Below are 18,037 nucleotides of genomic sequence, written 5' to 3'. Positions count from 1 at the left end.
ATACGCCGGGCGATGCCCGGCGACGGATCATTCCTGCCTGAGCAGCTGCACCAGCTGGCGCAGGCGATAGGGCTTGGGCAGGAACTCCACCTGCTCAGGCAGGGGCGGCAGCTGCGAACGCGCATAGCCGGAGGACAGGATCATGCGTGCCTGCGGCTGCTCACGCGCGACGTGCTCGCTGAGCTCGATGCCGGACATGCCGTTGGGCATGCTGATGTCACTGAACACCACGTCGAAACGCGCGTCGCCCTTCAGCAACGCTGCGGCTTCATGCCCGTCGGCGGTGGTGGCCACCTCGATGCCGAAATCGCGCAGGGCCAGGCCGATCATTTCGCGAAGATCAGTCTGGTCTTCCACCATCAGAACGCGGATCGGGTCATCGGTCATGGATTGCTTCCTCGGTTGCGGGTAGCAGCAGGCTGACCGTGGTGCCGACACCGGGCGTGGTGGACACGTCGACGAAGCCGCCGCTCTGGGTAGTGAATCCGAACACCTGGCTCAGGCCCAGGCCGCTGCCCTTGCCGATGTCCTTGGTGGTGAAGAAGGGCTCGCTGGCCTGCTCGGCGATGTCGGCGGCCATGCCGTGGCCCTCGTCGCAGACGCTGAGGGTGACATAGCCGCGTTGCAGCGTGGTGTCCGCATCCGGGTCGAGGCGATGTTCCAACGCGGTACTGATCAGGATGCGGCCGCCATCGGCGGTGGCCTCCACGGCATTGGCCACCAGGTTCGCCAGGGCGGTCTGGAGCTGCATCGCATCGGTGCTCACCTGCGGCAGGCCTGGGGTGAGATGGGCTTCCAGTACCACCGTGGGCGGGCAGGCGCGTTGCAGGTCCGGCAGCCACTGCCGTACCATCGCATTGATGTCCACCGATTCCCGGATCAGGGTCTGGCCGGTGCTGAAGGCCAGCAGCTGGCGGGTCAGCAGCGCGCCGCGGTCGGTGGCTGCCTGCGCGGCATCCAGCAGCTCGGCTGCGCGTGCATCGTCACTGCTGACACGCAGCGACAGCAGGTCCAGCGCATTGCCGATGGTGGTCAGCAGGTTGTTGAACTCATGCGACAGGCCACGGCTGAGACGGCCAACGGTCTCGAACTGCTGGGTGTTGCGCAGCGCACGCTGGGCATCGCGCAGCAGCCGCTGCGCTTGCCACTGCTCGGTGATGTCACGGGTGATCTTGACGAAGCCGAGCAGTTCGCCGGCTTCCACGACCGGTTCGATGACCACGCTGGCGCGGAACGACGAGCCATCGCGGCGAACGCGCCAGCCTTCACTGGCGACATGCCCCTGCTGTGCTGCGACGCGAAGCAGGCGCTGGGGTTCACCGGCCTCGCGGTCGGCGGCCAGGTAGAAGCGGCTGAAGTGCGTTCCCACCACTTCATCGGCTGAATAGCCCTTGATACGTTCGGCGCCCGGGTTCCAGCTGCACACGATGCCTTCAGGATCAAGCAGGTACAGCGCATGGTCGCGCACGCTGTCGATCAGCAGTCGCAGTTGTCGGGAAGGGTCCGTCAGCACGGACGTCGTAGAAGCGGCTGCGTCCACGTGTAAATAAGTGTTACCCCTGTGAGGGACGTGAAGCTAGGCACTCAAGTGTGAAGGATGCGTGCACACCTGACACGTGCCATTTGTCCTGTGCGGCTGAATGCGACACGGAGTACCATCTTCCACCCTTTGCCTTCTGGAACCGACCTGCATGCGTCCTGGTGCGACTACGCGTGACCGCTGGATCTGGATGACGTCCGCCTTGCTCCTGGCCGCGACCATCGCGTTGGAACTGGTCGTCCCGCTCGGCTACGCGGTATGGCTGGCCTACTTCCTCGCGGTCGGCGTGACGGTGTTCCAGCGCAGTGCACGCGCGCCGTTCGTGGTCGCGGTGATCGCCTGTGTCCTGCTGGTGATCGGCTTCAACGTTGCGCCAGCCAGCAACAATTCGTCGTTCTCGCTTGTCAACCGTACCGTGGGTGGCTGCGCCTTCCTGATGATCGCACTGATCGTCTCGCGCGCGATCCAGGCCCGGCGCCAGGCGATGCGCGCGCTCTGGCTGCAGGAGGCTGAGAATGCCGTGGCGATGAGCCTGCGCGGTGACCTCGGGCCGGAGCAGATCGCCGAAGCGGCAGCAGTGAGCCTGGCCGGGCAGCTGGGCGCAGAGGTCGGTGCGGTCTATCGGCTGGACGGCGGTCGGCTGCAGCTGACCGGTGGCGTGGCGCTGCCCTCTGGGACGCCGGCCTCCCTGGCCCTGCACGAAGGACTGGCCGGGCAGGTTGCGCGGGACGAACGCATCCGCCACCTGCGCGGCGAAGACGCTGCCGTGCTCGAACTGCAGACCAGCCTGGGCCGGCTGCCGGTGCGCGAGCGCATCCTGGCGCCGATCAGCAGCGATGGTGCGGTGGTCGGTGTCGTCGAGCTGGGCCGCGCGCGGGCGGGTGAACAGCGTGATCTGGATCGTGAGCTGCTGGAGCGCTGCGCCGAGACGATCGGCATGGCCCTGCGCGCTTCGCTGCTGCGCGCACAGCTGGTCGTGCTGCTGGAAGAGTCACAGCGGCAGGGCGAGGAACTGCAGGCGCAGCAGGAAGAGCTGCGGGTGGCCAACGAAGAGCTGGAAGAGCAGAGCCGCAGCCTGCAGCAGTCGCAGAGCCATCTGGAAGAGCAGCAGGCCGAGCTGGAACAGAGCAACGTGCAGCTGGAAGAGCGCACCCACGAGCTGGAAGCGCAGAAGCAGGCGCTGCTGGTTGCACAGTCACAGCTGGTGCGCAACAGCAACGAGCTGGCGGCTACGTCGCGCTACAAGTCCGAATTCCTGGCCAACATGTCGCACGAGCTGCGCACGCCGCTGAACAGCTCGCTGATCCTGGCCAAGCTGCTGGCCGACAACAAGGACGGCACGCTCACCGAGGAGCAGGTGAAGTACGCCCGCGCGATCCTGTCGTCCAACAACGACCTGCTGGCGCTGATCAACGACATCCTCGACCTGTCGCGCATCGAGGCCGGCCATGTCGAACTGTCCGATGAAGTGGTGGTGGTCGAGAGCGCGCTGCAGCGCCTGCGCGAGACGTTCGAGCCGATGGCGCGGCAGAAGGGCCTGGCCCTGCAGATCGAGGCCGACGCCCTGGCACCGAGCCAGATGGTGGTTGACGGCCAGCGGCTGCAGCAGATCCTGAAGAACCTGCTGGCCAACGCGGTGAAGTTCACCGAGCATGGCAAGGTCAGCCTGCACGTGCGTGCCGGCGGCAACGGCCGCATCCGGTTCGAGGTCTGTGACACCGGCATCGGCATTGCCCGCGAGCAGCTGGATGTCATCTTCGAAGCGTTCCGCCAGGCCGATGGCAGCACCCGCCGTCGCTACGGCGGTACCGGCCTGGGCCTGTCGATCTCGCGCGATCTGGCCGAGCGCATGGGCGGCGGCATCCAGGTCGACAGTGAGCCCGGGCGCGGCAGCTGCTTCATCCTGGAGCTGCCGTTGCAGGGTGCGCCCGCGGCGAGCGCAGCCGACGCTGCCGAGGTCCCCGTGGCAGCGCCGCCGACGGCGCCGGTCGTGCTGCCGGCCGCGCCCGTACGCGCTGCGACCGCGGCAGCGCCGGTTGCTGCGATGGCCGGCGTAGCCGACGACCGCGGTCGCCGCCAGCGCGCCGGGCGCCTGATCCTGGCGGTCGAGGACGATGCCACGTTCGCCGAAGCACTGGTGGCCCTGGCCCATGAACTGGACTTCGACTGCGTGGTGGCAGGCACGGCGGAAGAGGCGCTGGCGCTGGCCAGCGAACTGCGTCCGAACGGCATCCTGCTCGATATCGGCCTGCCGGACGTGTCGGGCCTGAGCGTGCTGGAGCGCCTGAAGCGCAACCCTGATACCCGGCACATCCCGGTGCATGTGGTCTCGGCGACGGACCGCAGCCAGGTGGCGCGCGAGCTGGGCGCGATCGGTTTTGCGATCAAGCCGACCACGCGCGAGCGTCTGGTGACGGCCATCGAGCAGCTGGAACAGACCAGCCAGCGCGACGTGCGGCGGCTGCTGATCGTGGAGGACGACAACGAGCTGCGCCACAACCTGGAACTGTTGCTGGGCCGCGACCAGCTGCAGATTGTCGCGGTGGGCACCCTGGCCGGTGCGCTGGAACAGCTCAGCACGGTCACGTTCGACTGCATGGTGATGGACCTGTCGCTGCCCGACGGCAGCGGCTACGACCTGCTCGAACACATGGCCGGCAACGATGACGTCGGTTTCCCGCCGGTGATCGTCTACACCGGCCGCGCGCTCAGCCGCGAGGAAGAGCAGCGCCTGCGCCGCTATTCCAAGAGCATCATCATCAAGGGCGCACGTTCGCCCGAGCGCCTGCTGGACGAGGTGACCCTGTTCCTGCACAGCGTGGAGGCCAGCCTGCCCAGCGACCAGCAGCGCCTGCTGCGCGAGGCCCGCCGTCGCGACACCGTGCTCGACGGTCGGACGGTGCTGCTGGCCGAGGACGACGTGCGCAACATCTTCGCACTGTCCAGTGTGCTCGAACCGCTCGGCGTCACGCTGGAGATCGCGCGCAATGGCCAGGAAGCGGTGGATCGGCTGGCCGAGCGCGAGGTCGACCTGGTGCTGATGGACATCATGATGCCGGAGAAGGATGGCCTTGCCGCGATGCGCGAGATCCGTGCGCAGCGCCACCTGCAGGACCTGCCGATCATCGCGCTGACCGCCAAGGCCATGCCCGACGATCGCGAGCGCTGCCTGCAGGCGGGCGCCAACGATTACATCGCCAAGCCGATCGACGTCGACAAGCTGGTCTCGCTGTGCCGGGTCTGGTGCTCGCGGCAATGAACGAACAGGCCCTGTTCGACCTGGAGCTGAAGGTCCTGCTGGAGGCGCTTTACCAGCGCTACCACTATGATTTCCGCAGCTACGCGGTATCGTCGCTGCGCCGGCGCATGCGCCAGGCCATGCAGCGTTACGAATGTGAGCGCCTGTCTGACCTGCAGCACCGCCTGCTGCACGAGCCGGAACTGTTCGCCCAGGCCATGCAGTTCTTCACGGTGCAGGTCTCGGAAATGTTCCGTGACCCTGCGTATTTCCGTGAGCTGCGCGAGCAGGTGGTGCCGGTACTGCGCACCTATCCCTCGGTGAAGCTGTGGGTGGCCGGCTGCAGCACCGGTGAGGAAGTGTGGTCGCTGGCGATCCTGCTGCACGAAGAGGGTCTGCTTGATCGCAGCATCGTCTATGCCACCGACATCAATCCGGCCGCGCTGACCACCGCCGAGGCGGGTGCCTATGGCATCGACCGGATGGCCCAGTTCAGCCGCAACTACCTGGCCGCCGGTGGCACGGCGTCGCTGTCCGACTACTACGCCACCGCCTACGATGGTGCGGTGTTCGACCGCCAGCTGCGCCGCAACGTGGTGTTCGCCGATCACAGCCTGGCCACCGATACCGTGTTCTCCGAAGTGCACCTGGTGTCGTGCCGCAACGTGCTGATCTATTTCAACCGCGACCTGCAGGACCGCGCCGTCGGCCTGTTCCGCGAGGCGCTGGTGCATCGTGGCTTCCTCGGCCTGGGCAGCAAGGAGTCGCTGCAGTTCGGGCGTCACCACGATGCCTTCGAGGTCTGTTCGCGCGAGCACCGCCTGTACCGGAAGGTGGCCTGATGGTGGTGCCGGCGCGTCCCGCGCTGCTGGTGATCGGTGCGTCGGCGGGTGGGGTCGCGGCCCTGCAGGCCGTGCTGGGTGCGTTGCCGTCGGGGCTGCCGGCGCCGGTGCTGGCCGTGCTGCACCTGCCGCGTGACCGCACCAGCCGCATCGCCGAGGTGCTGGCGCCGTACTGCGCGTTGCCGGTGCGCGAGGCCGAGGACAAGCAGCCACTGCAGCCCGGTACGGTGACGTTCGCGCCACCGGACTACCACCTGCTGGTGGAAGACGCCGGTTCGCTGGCGTTGTCGGTGGATGCGCCGGTGCTGTTCTCGCGGCCGGCCATCGACCCGTTGTTTGAATCCGCCGCCGCGGTGTTCGGCCCGCAGGTGCTTGCACTGTTGCTGACCGGCGCCAGCAGCGATGGCAGCGAAGGTGTCGCCGCGGTGCGTGCTGCCGGTGGCCGTGCCTGGCTGCAATGTCCCGAGGAAGCCGAGGCGTCGATGATGCCGGCGTCCGCCCTGCAGTACGCCGGTGCCGATGCCGTGCTGCCTCTTGAAATGATGTGTCGCCGCCTGAAGGAGTCGTTTGCATGAACCTGCTGCCACCGGACCCTGCGCACTCGCAGACCCGGGTCAACCTGCTGATCGTCGACGACGTGCCGCAGAACCTGGTAGCCATGCAGGCATTGCTGCAGCGCGAAGGGGTCAACCTGCTGCTGGCTGGCTCGGGTGCGCAGGCACTGGAGTTGTTGCTGGAGCACGAAGTGGCCCTGGCCCTGCTCGACGTGCACATGCCCGAGATCGATGGCTTCACCCTGGCCGAGCTGATGCGCGGTTCGCATCGCAGTCGCGACGTGCCGATCATCTTCCTGACCGCCTCGCCTGACGATCCGCTGCGCGTCTTCAAGGGCTACGAGAGCGGCGCCGTGGATTTCCTGCACAAGCCGGTGGCGCCACAGGTGATCCTGAGCAAGGTCAATGTCTTCATCGAGCTGTACCAGCAGCGGCAGTTGCTGAAGGCGCGCAACGAGGCACTGGAGCGCGCGTTGAAGCTCAACGAGACGATGGCCGCGGTGCTGACCCACGATCTGCGCACGCCGCTGTCGGCGATCCTGCTGTGCACCGACAAGCTGGCGCTGGAGCTTCCGGAAGGCAACGCAGGCGCGCAGCAGACCCTTCAGTACCTGGAAGCCAGCACCCTGCGGATGGCGCGGATGGTCGAGCAGCTGCTGGATTTCTCGCGGATCCGCAGCGGTGGCCTGAGGCTGGAGGCAAGTGCCTGCGATCTGGCCGACGTGACGCGCGCGGTAGTGGCCGAAGCAGGCAGCGCGCATGGGATGGACCGGATCCGCCTGGACATGCAGGGAGACACGCGGCTGCAGGGCGATCTGGATCGCCTTGGCCAGGTCGCCGCCAACCTGGTCGGCAATGCGCTGACCCATGGCAGCGAGGCCAGGGTGGAGGTGGATGGGCGCGACCCGCGCAGCGTGCTGCTGCGGGTCAGTAACGCCGGCCGGATCGATGATGCGCTGTTGCCGCGACTGTTCGAGCCCTTCAAGGCCAGCTTCCACCAGAGCAAGGGCCTGGGCCTTGGCCTGTACATCGTCGATCAGTTCGTCCGCGCGCACGGCGGGCGCATTGCGGCCCGCAACGAAGCGGGGCAGGTGGTGTTCGAGGCAGTGCTGCCACGGCGTTTCGACGGCGCGGTCATGGCGGCAACCTGAACTCTTCAGGCAACGGCCCGGCGGACTGAGACGGACTCGTCCGCAACTGCTACCGTGGGTGCACATCCTGCCAGGGAAGCGCCATGCCATTGCGCGTCATCGCCTACGTCAGCCGGGCGCTGCCGGACCTTTCCGCCGAGCGCCTGCATCGGCTGGTGGAAGACGCGGCACGTTTCAACAAGCTGGCAGGGGTGACCGGCGTGCTGCTGCATGACGGCGAACGTTTCCTGCAGTACATCGAGGGTCCGCCGGACGGCATCGATTCGGTCTACGAGCGCATCCTGCAGGCAGGAAGCCACATCGACATCATCGAACTGGCACGCGGGCGCCTGGGCCAGCGCCAGTTTCCCTATTGGGCGATGCGGTCGCTCCCGGTCGACGCGGCGATGCTGCGCCAGCTTTCTTCCAGTGACTGGTCAGGGTTCACCCGCACCCTGCAGGGCGACCGTTCGGCACCGACGCCGGTGGACCTGCTCGATCAGGTGGTGCAGCCGGTGCTGCACGCTGGTTGAAGGCCTGCGCCGGATTCAGCGCGAAGTACCACCGCAGTAGGCCGCATGCAGCGCCTGCAGCACGCCCAGCGCCGGCCCTTCAATGACCCGGTAGTGGATTGCCTGTGCTTCGCGCCGGGTCGCCACGATATCCAGTCCGCGCAGTACCGCCAGGTGCTGTGACAGCGCCGATGCGCTCAGGCCGGTCAGTGCCTGCAGTTCCGGCACCGGTGCCTCACCTTCTACCAGGCGGCACAGCACCCGCAACCGGGCCGGGTGGGCGAGGCTTTTGAGCAGCGTGGCTGCCTGTGAAGCGTGTTCGGCCATCGCGGCGCTGTCGAGCTGGGTGCGGGCCATGGTTGACCATTTTGTTTAGGATGATCTAATTTAGAATAATCTAAATAAATGGACAATCCCATGTGCGGCAGTGAAGAGGGCAGGGCATGAACGTGCCATGGAGTGCAGTGGCAGGTGGTGCGTTGATCGGCGCCGCTGCGGTGCTGTTGCTCGCCACCATCGGACGCGTGGCGGGCATCAGCGGCATCGCCGCGGGCAGCCTGCACGCAGCCAAAGGCGAGCGTGGCTGGCGCTGGGCCTTCCTGGCCGGACTGCTCGCGTCGGCTGGGCTGGTACTGTGGTGGCAATCGGTGCCCGAGGCATCGCCACGCGTGTTGCTGCGTGATGCTTTGCCGGCCTGGCAGTTGATCGGAGCCGGGCTGCTGGTCGGCTTCGGTACACGGCTGGGCAATGGCTGCACCAGTGGTCACGGCGTCTGCGGCATGGCCCGCGGCTCAAAGCGTTCGCTGGCAGCCGTGCTGGTGTTCATGGCCTGCGCGATGCTGACCACCTTCCTGGTCCGTCATGGCGGAGGCCTGGCATGAGCCGCGCAGTCTGGGCCGCCGGCGCGGCGGGCGCATTGTTTGGCATGGGGTTGGCGCTTTCGGGAATGACCGACGCGCGTCGTGTCCTCGGCTTCCTCGACATCACGGGCGACTTCGATCCCACGCTGATGTGGGTGCTGGGCTCGGCGCTGCTGGTCAGTGCGGTCGGACAGCGTTGGGTGCTGCGGCGCGTGCAGCCGTGGTTCTCGCTCCACTTCCAGCTGCCTGCTGCCCGGGGTGTCGATGCTCGCCTGCTGCTGGGTGCCGCGCTGTTCGGCATCGGCTGGGGCTGGGCGGGCTATTGCCCGGGCCCGGCCATCGCCGGGCTGGCCGTGGCATCGCGCGAATCCCTGTGGTTCGTGCCGGCGATGCTTGCAGGATTCTGGCTGCACGACCGCTTCGTCCGTTGAGGCTTCACCCTTGTGTCACCCTGCTTGGGGTCCTATCTTCGGATCACGGGGAAAGGAGTGCAACGACATGGCACGGATGAAGTGGATGGGAAGAGGGATGCTGGTGGTCGCGCTGGCCGCAGCCGTGGCACCGGCTCTGGCCTGCACGCGCGCGGTGTACCTGGGCGACAACGGTGATGTGATCACCGCGCGCTCGATGGACTGGAAGGTCGATGTGGCGACCAACCTCTACATACTGCCGCGCGGCATTGCGCGCACCGGCCAGGCAGGCCCGAAGTCGTTGGCCTGGACCGCGCGCTACGGCTCGGTGGTGGCGACCGGCTACGACGTGTCGACCACCGATGGCATGAACGAAAAGGGCCTGGTGGCCAACCTGCTGTGGCTGGTCGAATCGGAGTATCCACAGCAGCGTGGCACCAAACCGGGCCTGGCCATCTCGCTGTGGGCACAGTACGTGCTGGACAACTTCGCCACGGTGGACGAGGCGGTGGCAGCGCTGAGGCGTGAACCGTATTCGATCGTCACGGACAAGGTGCCCGGTGAGGATCGCCAGGCGACGCTGCACCTGTCGCTGTCCGATGCCAGCGGCGACAGCGCCATCGTCGAGTACATCGGCGGTCGTCAGGTGATCCATCATGACCGGCGCTACCAGGTGATGACCAACTCGCCGATCTTCGAGCAGCAGCTGGCGCTCAACACCTACTGGCAGCAGATCGGTGGCACGGTGATGCTGCCGGGCACCAACCGTTCCGCCGACCGCTTCGCGCGCGCCTCTTTCTACATCAACGCCATTCCCAAGGCCGAAGACCCGGTCGTGGCGCTGGCCAGTGTGTTCAGCGTGATCCGCAATACCTCGGTGCCCTACGGCATCACCACGCCGGGCGAGCCGAACATTTCATCCACGCGCTGGCGCACCGTGGCCGACCACAAGCGGAGGCTGTACTTCTTCGAATCCGCACTGACCCCGAACACGTTCTGGGTCGATCTGAACAAGGTCGATTTCGGTGGCAAGGTGCTCAAGCTGGATCTTGGCCCGGACCAGCGCAATACCTTCTCCGGCGATGCACTGGGCCAGTTCGTGCCCAGCGCACCGTTCACCTTCCTCGGCGTCGACGGTTAGTTCGACGCCTGGCCGGAGGCCGGGTAGACCGCCTGGATCGTGCAGCTGCCGCGGGTGTACTGCGGCAGCGGCGCGATCCCGTCATGGCGCAGGTCGCCTGCTTCGAACCCGGCGGTCGTGACCCGGTCGCCGGGATTGCCGCAGATCAGGCCATTCTGCAGGCCGGAGTGGAAGCTGAGCTGTGGCGCACGATCAAGCTGGCGGCAATGGCTGCCGAGTTCCACGCGGTAGTAGCGATGCCCGCCATTGCGGCGCGGATTGGTCTCCACCAGCATGCCCTGCGGATCGGACGACCATGCGCGCACGTTGCGGGTCGCGAAGCAGTACGAGGGCGAGCCGCCGAAGCTGCGGCGCACCTCCTTGCGTTCGCGGATGGTCATGGCGGGCAGGGTAGCGGTGCGCAGGCGGTCGCTGTCGCGGGCCACGCTGGCATAGTCGCGGTTCTGTACCGGCGTGACCGCGCTGACGGCGCAGCTGCGGCCGTCAACCACGACGCGCTCGCTGGGTCGGCCGCAGGCCCAACCGGCGGGCGCTTCCAGCTTCAAGGTGGTGGCTGCGCGGACCCCGGGGCAATCCTCGCTGAAATCGATGCGATAGGCCTGGCCGGACGCAGCGCGCAGGGCAATCGAGCGCGGCGAGGCCTGCTCCACTTCCTGCACTCCGACAGCGTCCATGCAATGCGGTGCCGGTGGCATACGTTGCTGTGCGGAGGCCGTCGCGGCGAGGGCCAGGCCGAGGCCGGCAGCAAGCACCAGGCGCACGTACTGATCGGTCATGACCTGCATTCCCTGCGTTGGATGACGGATCGACTATAGCAGCGGTTTGCGCGGCCGGTATTACACGCGCACACTGCGCCGATGGGCGCCATCTTCCACCTGCGGCACTACGGCCAGGCCACCGGCCTGGACCGCCATGACTATGCGCAGTGGGTGCTGCCGCTGCGGGGTGAACTGCAATTCGAAATGGAAGGCCGCGGTGGTCGCCTGGACGTCCTGCAGGGGGCATTCGTTGCCGCCGGTGAGGCGCATGACCAGATGGCGGATGGGCCGAATGGTTTCGTGATCGTCGATTGTGCCCCGGGTGTGCTCGATGACGGCACGCAGGAGCATCTGTGCCGCCAACGCTGGCTTTACCTGCCATTGGCGCTGCGCCGGCGTCTTGCCAGCGTACAGGCTGGGCAACCGATGCCGGCGCTGTTGCCGCAGTTGTTGCAGGTGTTTGCCCCCGCCGGCAGTGGCGCACGCATGCAGGGGCTGTGCGCGGCAGTGCAGGCGGAGCCCGGCCAGGCGTGGCCGGTGGCGCGCATGGCCGCGTTCGTGGGTGTCGGCGAGAGCCGCTTGCATGCGCTGTTCCAGCGTGAGTTCGGGCTCAGCCCGCAGGCTTGGCTCAGTGCGTGCCGGTTGCGCTGGGCCAAGCACCAGCTGCGCACCAGCACCGCGTCGATCTGCGATATCGCACTCGCTGCAGGCTATTCCGAGCAGAGCGCACTGACCCGAGCGCTGCGCCGCGAGTGCGGCCAGACCCCCGCAGCGTGGCGCCGGGGCGCCATCTGACCTGTAGAGCCGAGCCCACGCTCGGCTGCCTTTATCTACACAGCGGGCAATCGCAGCCGAGCATGGGCTCGGCTCTACAGATCAGCGACAGCGCAGGGCAGTAGCCTGGGTCAAGAGCGTGCACCGGCCAGCGCTTACACTGCGCGGCCTGTTCTCTCTCCCCCGAAGAACCCGAATGCGCAACAACCCGATGGCCCTGGGCATCGCCAATGGCGTTGCCGCCGGCGCGCTCTGGGGCGTGGTCTTCCTCGCGCCCGCTGTGCTGCAGTCGTTCAACGCCCTGCAACTGTCCGCCGGTCGCTACCTGGTCTATGGCCTGATTGCCGTAGCCCTGTTGCTGCCGCGCTGGAAACGGCTGGCGCCGAAGCTCGGTCGCGCCGAATGGATCGGCCTGCTGTGGCTGAGCCTGGCTGGCAACCTCGTGTACTTCCTGTTGCTGGCCACCGCGGTGCAGTGGGCAGGCGGCGCGGCGGCGTCCCTGATTGTCGGCCTGATTCCGGCGGTGGTCACCCTGGTCGGCGTGCGCGAACAGGGTGCAGTGCCTTTGAAGCAGCTGCTGCCGGCGTTGGGCCTGTGCGTGCTCGGCGTGGCCTTGGTCGGCTGGGAGGCACTGATGTCCGAGCACCTGGCAACCCCGTGGCGGCAGCGCCTGATCGGCCTGTTGTGCGCGTTTGGCGCGCTGTTCTCGTGGGCACTGTACTCGATCGGCAACAGCCGCTGGCTGGCGCGCCGGCCGGACCTGTCCAGCCACGACTGGTCACTGCTGACCGGCGTCACCACCGGTGGCCTGGCCCTGCTGCTGGTGCCGATGGCCTTCATCGGTCACACCGGCAGCCATTCGGCGGCGCAATGGAGCGGGTTCTGGGCCATCAGTGCGGGTGTGGCAGTGGTGGCCTCGATCCTCGGCAACGCATTCTGGAACCGGGCCAGTCGCCTGCTGCCACTGACCCTCACCGGGCAGATGATTGTGTTCGAGACGCTGTTCGCGCTGCTGTACGCCTTCGCCTGGCAGCAGCGTTGGCCGACGCTGCTGGAGGCGCTGGCAATCGTGATCCTGGTGGCGGGTGTGATGCTGTGCGCGCATGCACATCGCACGCCGCGGGCAATCGCCGAACATGCCGGCTGAATACGGCCCGCAAGCGCGCTGATGTCCACTTTGTCTCAGTTGCAACCAAATGCCGGCACGTTGGCCGATGATCGCCGCAGAGAAATTTTGCATCGCAGCACTTGACAGCCGCCCGGCGTGCAGTGTTTTCTGTACGCCATGGTCCTTGATGCCGCCCACGCCAGCCTGATCGCCCCCGCCACTGCGGGCCGTTCGACTGTGCCGGTCGCCATCACCACCATTACCACCACCACCGTCACCACTCGCCTGGTGCGGCCCGTCGTCTTCGTGTAACTCCCGAAAACCACGGCCCCGCACCATCCAGGTGGCGGGGAGACTCGACACTTGCATGCGACGGGGCCTCCTGCCGAGGTCTGCATGTCTTCCCACGCCCCCGCCCAACCCGTTGCCCCGGCCGATCTGGCCGCACCGTCCATCGTCGTGCACAAGTTCGGCGGCACGTCGGTGGCCGACGCCGAGCGCTACCGCCATGTCGCCGGCCTGCTGCTGGCGCGTCCCGAATCGCTGCAGGTCACTGTCGTTTCGGCAATGAAGGGCGTCACTGACGCGCTGATCGAGCTGGCGCAGCTGGCGGCCAAGGGCGACGAAGGGTGGCGCGAGGCCTGGTATGCGCTGCGCGCACGCCATCGGGGCGCCGCCGTGGCGCTGCTGGGCGAGCAGGTGGGCGAGACCGTGGAATGGATCGATGCCCGCTTCGAGCAGTTGGCCGAGGTACTGGCGGCGCTGGCGGTGATCGGCGAGCTGCCGCGCGAAGTACTCGACCGCGTGCAGGGCCTGGGCGAAGTATTCTCCGCGCAGCTGCTCGGCACGCACCTGCAGGCGCTGGGCGAAGACTGCGCGGTGCTGGATGCGCGCGATGTGCTGGTGGTCGGCCATGGCGAACTGGGTGTGGATGTCGACTGGGAAGCTAGTGCGGACCGCTTGGCCAAGTGGCGCCTGCAGCATCCCCAGCCGCGGGTGGTTGCCACGGGTTTCGTCGCCCGTGACCGCCACGATCGCATCACCACGCTCGGACGCAATGGCAGCGACTATTCCGGTGCGATCTTCGCCGCGTTGTTCAACGCCGATGAACTGCACATCTGGACAGATGTCGATGGCGTGCTGTCGGCCGACCCGCGGCTGGTGCCCGAGGCGGTACAGCTGGAATCGCTGAGCTACGACGAAGCCTGCGAGCTGGCCTATTTCGGGGCCAAGGTTGTGCACCCGCAGACGATGTCGCCGGCGATCCGCCTGGGCCTGCCGATCTTCATCCGCAATACCTTCCAGCCGGCGCATCCCGGTACGCGCATCTCGGCAGAGCGCTCACCGCGTGGGCCGGTGAAGGGCCTGACCCTGAGCCCCGGGCTGGCCCTGCTGAACCTGGAAGGCACCGGCTTGATCGGCGTGCCCGGTACGGCCGAGCGTGTGTTCGCCGCGCTGCGCCAGGCGCAGGTGTCGGTGGTGATGATCTCGCAGGGCTCGTCGGAACATTCGATCTGCTGCGTGGTGCGTGCCGCCGAAGCCGCGCGGGGGCGCGAGGCGCTGTTGCACGCATTCGCGCATGAACTGTCGGTCGGCCAAGTGCAGCGCGTCCAGGTCAGCGGGGGCGTCAGCGTGCTGGCCGCGGTGGGCGATGGCATGGCCGGCCAGCCGGGCGTGGCGGCCCGCCTGTTCGAAGCCCTGGGTCGTGCGCAGGTGAACATCCTGGCGATCGCGCAGGGCTCGTCGGAGCGCAACATCTCGGTGGCGGTGGACAGTGCCGATGCCACCCGCGCATTGCGCGCCGCACATGCCGGCTTCTGGCTGTCGCCGCAGACGTTTGCGGTGGGCGTGATCGGGCCGGGCAATGTCGGCGCGGCACTGCTTGACCAGCTGCTGGCGGCGCGCCCGCAACTGCTGGCCAAGGCCAATGTCGACCTGCGCCTGCGTGCGATGGCCTCGCGCTCGCGCATGCGGCTGGAAGTGGACGGCCTGCACGCCGATTGGCGGGAGGCACTGCAGGACGCGGGGGAGTCCAGCGACCTCGATCGCTTCACCGAACACCTGCTGGCCGCGCACCTGCCGCATGCGGTGGTGATCGACTGCAGTGGCAGCGCCGAGGTGGCCGAGCGTTATGAGGGCTGGCTGGCGGCCGGCATCCATGTGGTCACCCCGAACAAACAGGCCGGTGCCGGGCCGCTGCCACGCTACCAGCGCATCCGTGCTGCTGCGGCCGCCAGTGGTGCGCGCTTCCGCTACGAGGCCACGGTGGGCGCGGGCCTGCCGGTGATCACCACACTGCGTGATCTGATGGATACGGGCGACGAGGTGCTGGCCATCGAAGGTATTTTCTCCGGCACGCTGGCCTGGCTGTTCAATCGCTTCGACGGCAGCCAGCCATTTTCTTCGCTGGTCGCGCAGGCGCGGTCGATGGGCTACACCGAGCCGGACCCGCGCGATGACCTGTCCGGCGTGGACGTGGCACGCAAGCTGGTGATCCTGGCGCGCGAGGCCGGCCATGCGCTCAGCCTGGAGCAGGTACAGGTGGAAAGCCTGGTGCCGGCGCTGCTGCGCGAGGGCAGTGTGGATGACTTCATGGCGCGCCTGGGCGAGTCCGATGCCAGCCTGCTGCAGCGGTTGCACGATGCGCGGGCGCGCGGTGCCGTGCTGCGCTATGTGGCGCGGCTTGGCGCCGATGGTGCTTCGGTGGGTCTGCAGGAGCTGCCGGCCGATCACGCCTTCGCCAACCTGCGGCTGACCGACAACGTGGTGCAGTTCCGTACCCGCCGCTACTGCGACAACCCGTTGGTGGTGCAGGGGCCGGGTGCGGGTCCGGAAGTGACCGCCGCCGGAGTGTTCGCCGACCTGCTGCGGGTGGCTGCCGGTGAAGGAGCGCGCCTGTGATCGCACGTGCGTTTGCGCCTGCGTCGGTGGCCAACGTGGCGGTGGGCTTCGACATTCTTGGTCATGCCATCGCCGGGGTTGGCGATACTGTGAGCGTGCGCCGCATCGATGAGCCGATGGTACGCATCGAGGCGATCCGGGGCAGTGCGGTCGAGCTGCCGTTGAAAGCGGCCGGCAATACCGCCGGAGCTGCGCTGATGTCGCTGCGCGCAGGGCTCGGACTGGACTTCGGTTTCGCCATCGAGATCGACAAGGGCATTCCGTTCGGCTCGGGCATGGGCGGATCGGCGGCATCGTGCGTGGCGGCGCTGGTGGCGGCCAACGCACTGCTGGATGCGCCGCTGTCGCGCGAGGCGCTTTACCCGTTTGCGCTGGATGGCGAAGCAGTGGCCAGCGGTGGCCGCCACGGTGACAACGTGGGTCCGTTGCTGCTGGGCGGCCTCGCGCTGTGCACGGCCGATCGCCTGCTGCCGATCCCGGTGCCGGCCACGTGGCACAGCCTGCTGGTGCACCCACACGCGGTGCTTGAGACGCGTCGCGCCCGCCAGGCGCTGCAGGGCAGCTATGCGCTGGGTGAGTTCGTGGCGCAGAGCGCGAACCTCGCGCTGGTACTCAGCGGCTGCCATCGCAACGACGCCGCGCTGGTCCGTGCTGGCCTGCGTGATGTGCTGGTGGAGCCACGACGCGCCGGCCTGATTGCGGGCTTCGAGGCAGCACGCGATGCGGCGCTATCGGCACAGGCGATGGGGGCAGGCATCTCTGGTGCCGGTCCGAGCGTGTTCGCCTGGTTTGAAGATGCCGAGCGGGCCCACGCTGCCGTGGCGCCGGTGCAGGCGGCATTCGCCGTCGCCGGTTTCGACAGCGATGCCTGGGTGTCGCCGCTGGACGCGCCGGGAGCCCGGCTGTGCTGAATCCTTCCCCCTTACTGGATACCCAACCCATGCAATTTGTTTCGACCCGCGGCCAGTCTCCAGCCGTTGGCCTCAGCGCGGCCATCGCCGCAGGACTGGCGTCCGATGGTGGGCTGTATGTGCCCCAGGTGCTGCCGGCGCCGCGTGAGCTGCAGGCCGGTGCGGCGCTGGCCGATACCGCCGCCGACCTGCTGGCGCCGTTCTTTTTCGGCGACGCGCTGGAGTCTGCGTTGCCGTCGATCTGCCGGGAAGCGTTCGATTTCCCAGTGCCGCTGCGCCCGCTCGGCAACGGTGATCACGTGCTGGAGCTGTTCCATGGACCAACGGCAGCGTTCAAGGACATCGGCGCGCGCTTCCTGGCCGGTACGCTGTCGCGGCTGCAGGCCGGCAAGGACCGCGACCTGACCATTGTCGTCGCCACCTCCGGCGATACCGGTGCCGCGGTGGCGGCGGCGTTCCATCGCCAGCCCGGTGTGCGGGTGGTGGTGCTGTATCCGGATGGCCGCGTGTCACCACGCCAGGCACACCAGCTGGGCTGCTTCGGCGACAACATCCAGGCGCTGCGTGTGGCCGGTGCATTCGACGACTGCCAGGCCATGGTCAAGCAGGCGCTGGCCGACCGCGAACTGCAGGTGCAGGTGCCGCTGAGCTCGGCCAACAGCATCAGCCTGGGCCGCCTGCTGCCGCAGATGAGCTACTACGCGCATGCGGCACTGACCCATCATGCTGAAACCCGTCGCCGGCTCAACCTGCTGGTGCCGACCGGCAACCTTGGCAACGCAATGGCTGCGGTGCTGGCGCGTGCGCTGGGTGTGCCGATCGGGCAGATTGTGCTGGCGACCAATGCCAACGCCGTGTTGCCGGCCTACTTCAATGGCGGTGATTACCAACCGCAGGCCAGCGTGGCCACCGTGGCCAATGCGATGGACGTGGGCGCGCCGAGCAACTTCGAGCGCCTTCGCTGGCTCTATCACGGCGATGATGCAGAGCTGCGTGCGGCCTTCCGTGCGTTCGCGGTGGACGACGTGACCATCCGCGCCACGATTGCGGCGGCGCATGCGAGCCGCGGCGAGCTGTTCTGCCCGCACACGGCGACGGCGGTGAAGGTACTGCAGGACCTGCGTGCGCGCGGCGCCAAGGGTGACTGGGCGGTGGTGGCCACCGCACACCCGGCCAAGTTCGAGGCGGTGGTGGAGCCGTTGATTGGCGAAGCGGTGGCGGTGCCGCCGGCGCTGGATGCACTGTTGCAGCGGCCTGCGCACGCGGAACCGTTGGCCGCCGATTACGCGGCGTTGCGTGAGGTGTTGTTGGGTTGAGCAAGAGCCGCCGGGCATGGCCCGGCGCTACCGAAGGTCAGC

General features: G+C 67.6%; 18 protein-coding genes. 14 read left to right on the top strand and 4 right to left on the bottom strand.

The window, feature by feature from the left end:
- Positions 1-27: 27 nt before the first annotated feature.
- Together ACZK0Z_RS13170 and ACZK0Z_RS13165 are read right to left on the bottom strand one after the other, a co-directional pair.
- The gene (locus ACZK0Z_RS13170; protein ID WP_049430967.1) at positions 28-387 is read right to left on the bottom strand and encodes a response regulator; all 360 of its coding nucleotides are present in this window, start codon (positions 385-387) and stop codon (positions 28-30) included.
- Positions 377-1,540, bottom strand: coding sequence for a two-component system sensor histidine kinase NtrB (locus ACZK0Z_RS13165; RefSeq protein WP_404830258.1), 1,164 nt, complete (start codon positions 1,538-1,540; stop codon positions 377-379). The genes ACZK0Z_RS13170 and ACZK0Z_RS13165 overlap by 11 nt, the downstream gene beginning before the upstream one ends.
- 151 nt (positions 1,541-1,691) lie before the next feature.
- Between ACZK0Z_RS13165 and ACZK0Z_RS13160 the strand changes: the two genes are divergently transcribed.
- From ACZK0Z_RS13160 to ACZK0Z_RS13140, 5 genes are all read left to right on the top strand, one after another.
- Positions 1,692-4,799 carry a response regulator gene (locus tag ACZK0Z_RS13160; protein WP_197619601.1) on the top strand — a complete coding sequence of 1,036 codons (3,108 nt, stop codon included), beginning with the start codon at positions 1,692-1,694 and terminating at the stop codon, positions 4,797-4,799.
- Entirely contained in the window at positions 4,796-5,620 is an 825-nt protein-coding gene (locus ACZK0Z_RS13155) for a CheR family methyltransferase (RefSeq protein ID WP_049430956.1), read from the top strand. The genes ACZK0Z_RS13160 and ACZK0Z_RS13155 overlap by 4 nt, the downstream gene beginning before the upstream one ends.
- On the top strand, positions 5,620-6,195 hold the full coding sequence (locus ACZK0Z_RS13150) for a chemotaxis protein CheB (RefSeq protein WP_049430952.1): 576 nt from the start codon (positions 5,620-5,622) through the stop codon (positions 6,193-6,195). Before ACZK0Z_RS13155 ends, ACZK0Z_RS13150 begins: the two co-directional genes overlap by 1 nt.
- Complete coding sequence (locus ACZK0Z_RS13145) at positions 6,192-7,325, top strand: response regulator (protein ID WP_197632260.1); 1,134 nt, start codon at positions 6,192-6,194, stop codon at positions 7,323-7,325. Before ACZK0Z_RS13150 ends, ACZK0Z_RS13145 begins: the two co-directional genes overlap by 4 nt.
- Positions 7,326-7,408: 83 nt before the next feature.
- Positions 7,409-7,837: a BLUF domain-containing protein gene (locus ACZK0Z_RS13140; protein WP_049430948.1), complete on the top strand. Its 429-nt coding sequence runs from the start codon at positions 7,409-7,411 to the stop codon at positions 7,835-7,837.
- 15 nt (positions 7,838-7,852) lie between these two features.
- Here ACZK0Z_RS13140 and ACZK0Z_RS13135 read toward each other — a convergent pair whose 3' ends face one another.
- Positions 7,853-8,173, bottom strand: a complete 321-nt coding sequence (locus ACZK0Z_RS13135; protein ID WP_049430946.1) for an ArsR/SmtB family transcription factor — start codon at positions 8,171-8,173, stop codon at positions 7,853-7,855.
- Positions 8,174-8,259: 86 nt separating this feature from the next.
- Between ACZK0Z_RS13135 and ACZK0Z_RS13130 the strand changes: the two genes are divergently transcribed.
- From ACZK0Z_RS13130 to ACZK0Z_RS13120, 3 genes are all read left to right on the top strand, one after another.
- On the top strand, positions 8,260-8,697 hold the full coding sequence (locus ACZK0Z_RS13130; RefSeq protein WP_049430942.1) for a YeeE/YedE family protein: 438 nt from the start codon (positions 8,260-8,262) through the stop codon (positions 8,695-8,697).
- Positions 8,694-9,107 (top strand): DUF6691 family protein, encoded by a 414-nt coding sequence (locus ACZK0Z_RS13125; RefSeq protein ID WP_049430940.1) that lies wholly within the window; start codon positions 8,694-8,696, stop codon positions 9,105-9,107. The genes ACZK0Z_RS13130 and ACZK0Z_RS13125 overlap by 4 nt, the downstream gene beginning before the upstream one ends.
- Positions 9,108-9,174: 67 nt before the next feature.
- Positions 9,175-10,227, top strand: a complete 1,053-nt coding sequence (locus ACZK0Z_RS13120; protein WP_049430938.1) for a linear amide C-N hydrolase — start codon at positions 9,175-9,177, stop codon at positions 10,225-10,227.
- Here the strand turns inward: ACZK0Z_RS13120 and ACZK0Z_RS13115 are convergent.
- Positions 10,224-11,012, bottom strand: coding sequence for a DUF6491 family protein (locus ACZK0Z_RS13115; protein WP_370671888.1), 789 nt, complete (start codon positions 11,010-11,012; stop codon positions 10,224-10,226). The genes ACZK0Z_RS13120 and ACZK0Z_RS13115 overlap by 4 nt on opposite strands.
- Before the next feature lie 72 nt (positions 11,013-11,084).
- On the opposite strand from ACZK0Z_RS13115, the gene ACZK0Z_RS13110 reads away from it, so the two are divergent.
- The 6 genes from ACZK0Z_RS13110 to thrC all read left to right on the top strand — a co-directional run bounded on the left by ACZK0Z_RS13110 (position 11,085) and on the right by thrC (position 17,995).
- Positions 11,085-11,780 carry a helix-turn-helix domain-containing protein gene (locus tag ACZK0Z_RS13110; protein WP_049430935.1) on the top strand — a complete coding sequence of 232 codons (696 nt, stop codon included), beginning with the start codon at positions 11,085-11,087 and terminating at the stop codon, positions 11,778-11,780.
- 175 nt (positions 11,781-11,955) lie between these two features.
- Complete coding sequence (locus ACZK0Z_RS13105) at positions 11,956-12,906, top strand: EamA family transporter (RefSeq protein WP_197632259.1); 951 nt, start codon at positions 11,956-11,958, stop codon at positions 12,904-12,906.
- A gap of 117 nt (positions 12,907-13,023) precedes the next feature.
- A complete protein-coding gene (locus ACZK0Z_RS13100) occupies positions 13,024-13,179 on the top strand; it encodes a hypothetical protein (protein ID WP_157804743.1) in 156 nt (51 codons plus the stop codon).
- An 84-nt stretch (positions 13,180-13,263) separates the two neighbouring features.
- Entirely contained in the window at positions 13,264-15,768 is a 2,505-nt protein-coding gene (thrA, locus tag ACZK0Z_RS13095; protein WP_197632258.1) for a bifunctional aspartate kinase/homoserine dehydrogenase I, read from the top strand.
- Positions 15,765-16,679: a homoserine kinase gene (locus tag ACZK0Z_RS13090; protein WP_049426981.1), complete on the top strand. Its 915-nt coding sequence runs from the start codon at positions 15,765-15,767 to the stop codon at positions 16,677-16,679. The genes thrA and ACZK0Z_RS13090 overlap by 4 nt, the downstream gene beginning before the upstream one ends.
- Before the next feature lie 29 nt (positions 16,680-16,708).
- A complete protein-coding gene (thrC, locus tag ACZK0Z_RS13085) occupies positions 16,709-17,995 on the top strand; it encodes a threonine synthase (protein WP_197632257.1) in 1,287 nt (428 codons plus the stop codon).
- Positions 17,996-18,037 lie beyond the last annotated feature (42 nt).

The organism is Stenotrophomonas sp. 116085_Sma (assembly GCF_056479585.1).
This window is presented reverse-complemented; position numbering and strand designations above follow the sequence as displayed.

Bases quoted from the DNA above. Each gene is read 5' to 3' on its own strand.
- ACZK0Z_RS13155 (WP_049430956.1), top strand. From the start codon at position 4,796: ATGAACGAACAGGCCCTGTTCGACCTGGAGCTGAAGGTCCTGCTGGAG.
- ACZK0Z_RS13110 (WP_049430935.1), top strand. From the start codon at position 11,085: ATGGGCGCCATCTTCCACCTGCGGCACTACGGCCAGGCCACCGGCCTG.
- ACZK0Z_RS13145 (WP_197632260.1), top strand. From the start codon at position 6,192: ATGAACCTGCTGCCACCGGACCCTGCGCACTCGCAGACCCGGGTCAAC.
- ACZK0Z_RS13130 (WP_049430942.1), top strand. From the start codon at position 8,260: ATGAACGTGCCATGGAGTGCAGTGGCAGGTGGTGCGTTGATCGGCGCC.
- ACZK0Z_RS13150 (WP_049430952.1), top strand. From the start codon at position 5,620: ATGGTGGTGCCGGCGCGTCCCGCGCTGCTGGTGATCGGTGCGTCGGCG.
- ACZK0Z_RS13115 (WP_370671888.1), bottom strand. From the start codon at position 11,012: ATGCAGGTCATGACCGATCAGTACGTGCGCCTGGTGCTTGCTGCCGGC.
- ACZK0Z_RS13120 (WP_049430938.1), top strand. From the start codon at position 9,175: ATGGCACGGATGAAGTGGATGGGAAGAGGGATGCTGGTGGTCGCGCTG.
- ACZK0Z_RS13135 (WP_049430946.1), bottom strand. From the start codon at position 8,173: ATGGCCCGCACCCAGCTCGACAGCGCCGCGATGGCCGAACACGCTTCA.
- thrC (WP_197632257.1), top strand. From the start codon at position 16,709: ATGCAATTTGTTTCGACCCGCGGCCAGTCTCCAGCCGTTGGCCTCAGC.
- ACZK0Z_RS13140 (WP_049430948.1), top strand. From the start codon at position 7,409: ATGCCATTGCGCGTCATCGCCTACGTCAGCCGGGCGCTGCCGGACCTT.
- ACZK0Z_RS13160 (WP_197619601.1), top strand. From the start codon at position 1,692: ATGCGTCCTGGTGCGACTACGCGTGACCGCTGGATCTGGATGACGTCC.
- thrA (WP_197632258.1), top strand. From the start codon at position 13,264: ATGTCTTCCCACGCCCCCGCCCAACCCGTTGCCCCGGCCGATCTGGCC.
- ACZK0Z_RS13125 (WP_049430940.1), top strand. From the start codon at position 8,694: ATGAGCCGCGCAGTCTGGGCCGCCGGCGCGGCGGGCGCATTGTTTGGC.
- ACZK0Z_RS13170 (WP_049430967.1), bottom strand. From the start codon at position 387: ATGACCGATGACCCGATCCGCGTTCTGATGGTGGAAGACCAGACTGAT.
- ACZK0Z_RS13105 (WP_197632259.1), top strand. From the start codon at position 11,956: ATGCGCAACAACCCGATGGCCCTGGGCATCGCCAATGGCGTTGCCGCC.